This is a genomic window from Paraburkholderia sp. (assembly GCF_035948235.1).
GTDB lineage: Bacteria > Pseudomonadota > Gammaproteobacteria > Burkholderiales > Burkholderiaceae > Paraburkholderia.
The window spans coordinates 1-7,038 of sequence record NZ_DASZJJ010000130.1; the positions used below are offsets into that span (position 1 = coordinate 1).

The 7,038-nt window shown below is 64.2% G+C and carries 6 protein-coding genes; 4 read left to right on the plus strand and 2 right to left on the minus strand.

Annotation, left to right across the window (positions count from 1 at the left end):
• Positions 1–210: 210 nt before the first annotated feature.
• Both pgsA and uvrC read right to left on the minus strand, forming a co-directional pair.
• Complete coding sequence (gene pgsA, locus VG320_RS11390; protein WP_327200210.1) at positions 211–801, minus strand: CDP-diacylglycerol--glycerol-3-phosphate 3-phosphatidyltransferase; 591 nt, start codon at positions 799–801, stop codon at positions 211–213.
• Between the two features lie 161 nt (positions 802–962).
• A complete protein-coding gene (gene uvrC / locus VG320_RS11395) occupies positions 963–3,206 on the minus strand; it encodes an excinuclease ABC subunit UvrC (RefSeq protein WP_327200211.1) in 2,244 nt (747 codons plus the stop codon).
• A gap of 206 nt (positions 3,207–3,412) precedes the next feature.
• Here uvrC and earP point away from each other — a divergent pair, with 206 nt between their 5' ends.
• The 4 genes from earP to VG320_RS11415 form a co-directional block, all read left to right on the plus strand.
• A complete protein-coding gene (gene earP / locus VG320_RS11400) occupies positions 3,413–4,663 on the plus strand; it encodes an elongation factor P maturation arginine rhamnosyltransferase EarP (RefSeq protein WP_327200212.1) in 1,251 nt (416 codons plus the stop codon).
• 203 nt (positions 4,664–4,866) lie between these two features.
• A complete protein-coding gene (gene efp, locus VG320_RS11405) occupies positions 4,867–5,424 on the plus strand; it encodes an elongation factor P (RefSeq protein ID WP_183721019.1) in 558 nt (185 codons plus the stop codon).
• Positions 5,425–5,707: 283 nt separating this feature from the next.
• On the plus strand, positions 5,708–5,920 hold the full coding sequence (locus VG320_RS11410) for a CsbD family protein (protein WP_327200213.1): 213 nt from the start codon (positions 5,708–5,710) through the stop codon (positions 5,918–5,920).
• A 444-nt stretch (positions 5,921–6,364) separates the two neighbouring features.
• Positions 6,365–7,038: sigma-54-dependent transcriptional regulator (locus tag VG320_RS11415; protein ID WP_327200214.1), on the plus strand; the 674-nt coding region annotated here is incomplete at its 3' end.

The window sequence follows — 7,038 nt, forward strand, 5'->3', positions numbered from 1 at the left end:
TTCACCGTTGATTTGCCACTTATCTTCGGCTATCTCCACCGCATCTGCTTCGTTTGCTGCTTGTCGTGCAGCGGAGAAGTGAGATTATGTATAAGCCGCTGAATCGTGTCAACCCCTTCGTGCGAACTTTTTGAAAAAAGATTCGCGAGGGCCTGGCAGAACTCCGGTGCAACGGGCCGGGAGGCCCGCCCAGCGCCCGCTTATAGGCGCTTACAGGCTGCCCCGCTCGCGAATCTGCGGCCACGCGAGCTTCATGTAGTAGAGCATCGACCAGATCGTCAGCACCGCCGCCACATAGATGAGCCACGTACCCCACACGCGCGAATCGAACAGCGTCGTCCCGCCGACCGTCAGCGGCGCGTAGAACAGCAGCATCGGAATCGCCACCATCTGGCAGGCCGTCTTGAACTTGCCGAGCTGGTTCACCGCCACGCTCTTCGAGGCGCCGATCTGCGCCATCCATTCACGCAGCGCCGAGATCGTGATCTCGCGACCGACGATCACCAGCGCGATCACGGCGTCGAGGCGCTGCAGGTGCACGAGCACGAGCAACGCGGCGGTGACCATGAGCTTGTCGGCGACGGGATCGAGAAACGCGCCGAACGACGAGGTCTGGTTCCATTTGCGCGCGAGAAAGCCGTCGAACCAGTCGGTGAGCGCTGCCAGCACGAAGATCAGCATCGCCGAGGTGTTCTGGTCCATCGGGCTCAGCATTGTCTGCGGCAGATAAAACACGCCAACCACGAGCGGAATCAGCACGATCCGCAGCCACGTCAGGAGAATCGGGATATTGAACGGCATCGGGTGGCGCAGTCTGTCAGGGGAGATTGCAATTATGGGAGATGCAATTGTGCCGCTTCGCTGCACCTGCCACAAGCAAACGTAAGGCGCAAACGCAAGGCGGCAAACGTCAGCGGGCAGGCGCGGGATGCAAGCGGATCAAAAACGGAGCAAAAGCTGGATCAATGCAGTTGCTGGTAAATCTGTTCGGCGAGCGCGCGTGAAATGCCTTCGACGCTCGCCAGATCCTCGACGCTCGCGGCCATCACGCCGCGCAGGCCGCCGAAGCGCGCGAGCAAGCGTTGGCGCCGCTTCGCGCCCACGCCTTCGAGTTCTTCGAGCCGCGAGGTCTGTCGCGTTTTGCCGCGCTTGGCGCGCATGCCCGTGATCGCGAAGCGGTGCGCTTCATCGCGGATCTGCGCGACCAGCATCAGCGCCGCGCTCTCCTTGCCGAGTTCGAGCGGCGCGCGGCCATCGGCGAACACGAGCGTTTCGAGGCCAACCTTGCGCCCCTCGCCTTTCGCCACGCCCACCAGCATCGCAGGGTCGAGTCCAAGTTCGTCGAACACCTGACGCGCGATCTCGACCTGCCCTTTGCCGCCGTCGATCAGCACGATGTTGGGCAGCGTGCCGCCCGCCGCAACCGGTTCGGCGCCGTCGGGAGAAGCGCCTAGATCGGCCGGATCGGCATTTTCGGTCTGCAGTGTCTGCGCCTCGTCGTTCTGGTTGCGCGCCGACTGCGCAACCATCTTCTCGTAGCGGCGCGTGAGTACCTGGCGCATGGCTGCGTAATCGTCGCCGCCGGTGATGCCAGTGATGTTGTAGCGCCGGTATTCGCTCGACTGCATCTTGTGGTGGTGATAGACCACGCACGACGCCTGGGTCGCCTCGCCCATCGTGTGACTGATGTCGAAACACTCGATACGCAGATGCGCGAGGTCGTCGAGTTCAAGTCCGAGCAGTTGTGCAAGCGTGCGCGTGCGCGCCTGTTGCGAGCCTTGCTCCGACAGCAGCCGTGCCAGCGCGAGCCGCGCGTTCTGCTCGGCCATCGCGAGCCATGCGCGCTTTTGCCCCTGCGGCTGGCGCAGCACCGCGACCTTGTGGCCGGCCTGCTCCGAGAGCACATCGACGAGTTCGCGGTTCGCCGGCGGGTGGCTCACCACCAACACCGGCGGCACGCGATTGCCGAAGTAATGCTGCGCGATGAACGCGTCGAGCACTTCCGGTTCGATGCCGCCCGCGCGCGCGCGGCGCGTCGAAGGCTTTGGCGCAGCTGCCGCTTTTTCTGCCTCCTGGACGTCGGGCGTTTCGGGCGTGTCACCTTCCTCGTCCGCTTCATCGTCCAGATCCGCGGCGATGGCGAGCGGATCGGGCACTTCCGCTTCGTCGGCCTCATCAGCCTCATCGGCCTGCTGCGCGTGGGCTGCGGCGCTCGCCACCAGCGCCTTGCGCGCAAGCGACGGCAGCGACTTGAGCGCCGCCGCCGCGACCACCGTCTCGTCGGCGATCTCTTCGGCCACGCCGCCTTCGTCGTCCGTCAAGGCGCGCTCGACATGCGCCGGGAAATAAGCCTTGTCGCCCAGATGCCGCCCGCCGCGCACCATCGCGAGATTCACGCAGACGCGCCCGCCCAGCGCCACCACCGCGAGGATATCGACATCGCTCTCGCTGCCGGTCTCGATTGCCTGCTGATGCAGCACGGTGGACAGCGAACTCATCTGGTTGCGCACCGCCGCGGCCTGCTCGAACTTCAGCTCGGCGGCGAAGGCGTGCATCTTCGTCTCCAGTTCCTTCATCACCTCGCCCTGACGCCCAAGCAGGAAACGCGACGCATTGCTCACATCGCGCGCGTAATCCTCCTGGCTGATCGCGCCCACGCACGGCGCCGTGCAGCGCGCGATCTGGTGCAGCAGACAGGGCCGCGTGCGGTTGTTGAACACCGAATCCTCACAGGTGCGCAACTGGAACACGCGCTGCAGGATCTGAATGCTTTCGCGCACGGCGTAAGCGCTCGGGAACGGGCCGAAGTACTGGTTGTTGCGATCGACCGCGCCACGGTAATACGCCATGCGCGGAAACTTGTGGCCCGTCAGTTTGAGGAACGGATAGGACTTGTCGTCGCGAAACAGGATGTTGTAGCGCGGCGCGAGCGCCTTGATGAGGTTGTTTTCGAGCAGCAGCGCCTCGGCTTCCGAGCGCGTGACCGTGGTCTCGATGCGCGCGATGCGCGTGACCATCATGGCGATGCGCGGTGAAAGCTGCGTCTTGGTGAAGTAGCTCGAAACCCGCTTCTTCAGGTCGCGCGCCTTGCCTACATAGAGCACCGCATTCTGCGCGTCGTAGTAGCGATAGACGCCTGGCAGATGCGGCAATTGCGCCAGCACCTCTTTCGGGTCGAAAACGTCGGGGTCGGTCGAAGCGGTCATCCAGTGTGGGGGCGTTGGGTTTGCGGCAAGCCGTGCCGCGTACGCGACGCCGTCATGCGGGTGTCCTAGAATCGCAAGTTTAGATCATTCCGCGCGGCCCCGAACCCGCTCGCCCGCCGCCTGGCCGCCTTGCTGGCAGGCGCGCGTGCGATCCTGCCGTCGGCGCCGCCGGCCCCGCCCCTCGCTTATCGCGTCCGCCCGCCACTATGCCCCACGCCTCAAGCCGCCCCGCCGACGCACCCGCGCACGAACCGGCGCCCCCGCAAGCCGGCCCGTCCTCGACGCGCATTGCCTGCGATCTCTTCTGCGCCGTGATCGACAATTTCGGCGACATCGGCGTGTGCTGGCGACTCGCGCGCCAGCTCGCGCACGAGCACGACTGGGAAGTGCGCCTTTTCGTCGACGATCTAGCGTCCTTCCAGCGGCTGTACCCCACACTCGATCCGCAGCGCGCGACGCAGACCGTCGAAGGCGTGGTCGTCGAACACTGGCACGAGCCCACGCACGCAGGCGAGACCCTGCAGATCGCCGATGTAGTGATCGAGGCCTTCGCCTGCGAATTGCCGCCGGTTTATGTGGCCGCGATGGCGCAGCGCGGGCGCAAGCCGGTCTGGTTCAACCTCGAATATCTGAGCGCCGAGGACTGGGTGGCCGACTTCCATCTGCGCCCTTCGCCGCACTCGCGTTATCCGCTGCTCAAGCACTTCTTTTTCCCGGGTCTCGGCAAGGGTACGGGCGGCGTGTTGAAGGAACGCGATCTGGATGCGGCGCGCACGGCATTCGAAGCGTCGCACGAGGCACGCGAGGCGTGGTGGCAAAGCGTGACGGGCGGCCCGCCGCCGGGGCCCGAGGCCACCGTGATCTCGCTGTTCGCCTACGAAAATCCCGCCGTGGACGCGCTGCTCGAACAATGGCGCGACAGCCCGACGCCCGTCGTCCTGCTGGTGCCGCAAGGCCGCATCTCCGGGGCGCTGGCGCGCTTTTTCGGCGTCGAGTCGTTCGGCGCGGGCATGCGCGCCGAGCGCGGCGCGCTGACCGCGCACGGCCTCGCCTTCACGGAGCAACGCGGCTACGACGCGCTGCTGTGGGCCAGCGACCTCAATTTCGTGCGCGGCGAAGATTCGTTCGTGCGGGCGCAATGGGCGGCGCGCCCGTTCGTCTGGCACATCTACCCGCAGGGCGACGACGCCCATCTGCCCAAACTCGACGCGGCGCTCGAGCATTACGCCAGCACGCTCGGCGAAGCGCCCCGGCGCGCGCTCGAACAGTTCTGGCACGCCTGGAACGGCAACGGCGCGCACCCTGCAAAAGCATCCGACGCCCGCGCGAACTGGAGCGAATTTGCCCGCCATTTGCCCGCCTACAAGGCGCGCGCGCAGGCGTGGGCACAGGAACTCGCACAGGTCGGCGATCTCGGCGGAAATCTAGCCGAATTCGCAAAAAGTCAGTTAAAATAAGCGGTTACCCGACGGCAGCCGTCTCAAGCGGTCTCAAGCGCTTCGATTGCATCAGAGTCTGCCTTGAATGCCGTTCCGGCCCGCAATCGGTTGAAAAATCGATGAAAAAGGCGAGCGGAACCGGCGAAGCGAACCGCTTGCGACGTTTGCCGTCGCGCACACTTGAAGCTATTTAATCTGTAATCTGGACAGGACAGTTTTTTATGAAGACCGCACAGGAACTCCGCGTCGGCAACGTCGTCATGATCGGCAACGACGCCATGGTCGTGCAGAAGGCCGAGTACAACAAGTCGGGTCGTAACTCGGCTGTCGTGAAGATGAAGTTCAAGAACCTGCTGACCGGCGCAGGCATGGAAACCGTGTACAAGGCCGACGACAAGTTCGACGTCGTGGTGCTGGAACGCAAGGAAGTGACCTACTCGTACTTCGCTGACCCGATGTACGTGTTCATGGACGCCGACTACAACCAGTACGAAGTCGAAGGCGAGATGATGGGCGACGCCCTCAACTACCTCGAAGACGGCATGGCTTGCGAAGTCGTGTTCTACAACGAGAAGGCCATCTCGGTCGAACTGCCGACGGTCCTCGTGCGCGAAATCACGTACACGGAACCGGCTGTCAAGGGCGACACGTCGTCGGGCAAGGTCCTGAAGACCGCCAAGCTGAACACCGGCTTCGAACTGCAAGTGCCGCTGTTCTGCAACATCGGCGACAAGATCGAAATCGACACGCGTACGAACGAGTACCGCAGCCGCGCATAAGCCCGAGTGCGGCGCCCTGGGCGCCGCGCGGCAGCGCGAAAGCAGCCGCAATGCAATTTTCCATGCGTGGCGGATGCAATCGTGAAAGCGCCCCTTTGGGCGCTTTTTCTTTTTTTCCCGAGCGTGTATGTTTGTGACTGCATGGGAAAAGCTTACCGGTTTAGCAGTCGCTTAAAATCCCTGTACGTTCCAGCGGCAAGGCCAGGTGCTCATGGCATGGTTCCTGCTGATTTCGTTTTGAGATAGCGCGCGAGCGCCCTTCCACCGAAACCAGGAGAGCCATATGAACAATGACATCGCGGCAGGCAAGTGGAAACAGATGATCGGCAAGGCCAAGGCTGCATGGGGCGAGTTGACGGACGACGAGCTCACCAAGGCCGAAGGCCATCTCGATCGTCTCGCAGGGCTGATCCAGGAGCGTTACGGCAAGACGCGTGACGAAGCGGAACGGGAAGTGAAGCGCTGGTTCGATGCGCATCGTCCGATTGACGACTAAGCGATTGGATTGAGCCGGCGAACAGAGGTTACCAAGTCAGTCCGCGGCGACCGCGCTTTATGCCGGTTGCCGACGGACTAACAGCAGCATGGGGGTAGTACGGCCCGAACGCCGCAATCGCGCGGCGTCCCGGGTCTGCGCGGAAGTACGGCGCGACTGGTGTGCGGGCGTTCGACGCGGGATTTGACGCGTCATGACCACGCCGCAGCCAGCGCCGCCTGCCACGCGTCAATCTGGGGAGGACCGGAACTGAACAATCTGATTCGAGACACGCAGGTAGTCTCGGTGACTAATTCCGCATCGTTCGTATCGTGCGCCCTGTCGCGCCGCTACGTCGCGCCCGCCGCCCTGTGTGGCGACACGGCGTGCACGGTCGCGTCGGTCCGGCCGCTTTGCGCCCTGCTTTTCGCCCCGCTCCTTGCACATCGGTAAGCCGATTCCGCCATGCCACACGCCCTGATTGTCGAAGACGATCCTAATAGCCTGTCAGGTCTTTCCGCCATCCTGGCCGCCGATGGTTTTTCCGTCGATACCGCCGCCACGCTGGCCGACGCGCGCGCCGCACTCGGACGTTTCATCCCCGATGTCGTGCTCGTCGACCTGAATCTGCCCGACGGCAGCGGCCTCGAACTGCTGCCTCACCTGCCCGCCCAACCGCCAGGCGGCGCGCTGCCCGTGATCGTGATGACCGGCAATGCGACTGTCGAAAGCGCGATCGAAGGCCTGCGCCACGGCATCTGGGACTATCTGCTCAAGCCCGTCAACATTCCGCGTCTGCGCAGCCTGCTGGCGCGGATTCCGCGGCCGTACGAGCTGACCGAGGAAGTCCGCACGCTGCGCGAAAGCCTTCGCCTGCTCGGCCGCTTCGGCCCGATGCTTGGACGCAGCAGCGCGATCCAGCACGTCTACGACGCCATCGAGCAACTCGCGCCCACCGAATCGGCGATCCTCGTGCATGGCGAGCCCGGCACCGGCAAGGAAGTCGCGGCGCGCGCCATTCACTTCAACAGCCCGCGCAAGGCGAAGCCCTTCGTCGCGGTCAATTGCGCCGCCATCCCGGAGGGCCTCATCGAGAGCGAGCTCTTCGGCCATGTGAAGGGAGCCTTCACGGGCGCCGT

Excerpts from the sequence above, each read along its gene's own strand:
- pgsA (WP_327200210.1), bottom strand. The coding sequence starts at position 801 with ATGCCGTTCAATATCCCGATTCTCCTGACGTGGCTGCGGATCGTGCTG.
- uvrC (WP_327200211.1), bottom strand. The coding sequence starts at position 3,206 with ATGACCGCTTCGACCGACCCCGACGTTTTCGACCCGAAAGAGGTGCTG.
- earP (WP_327200212.1), top strand. The coding sequence starts at position 3,413 with ATGCCCCACGCCTCAAGCCGCCCCGCCGACGCACCCGCGCACGAACCG.
- efp (WP_183721019.1), top strand. The coding sequence starts at position 4,867 with ATGAAGACCGCACAGGAACTCCGCGTCGGCAACGTCGTCATGATCGGC.
- VG320_RS11410 (WP_327200213.1), top strand. The coding sequence starts at position 5,708 with ATGAACAATGACATCGCGGCAGGCAAGTGGAAACAGATGATCGGCAAG.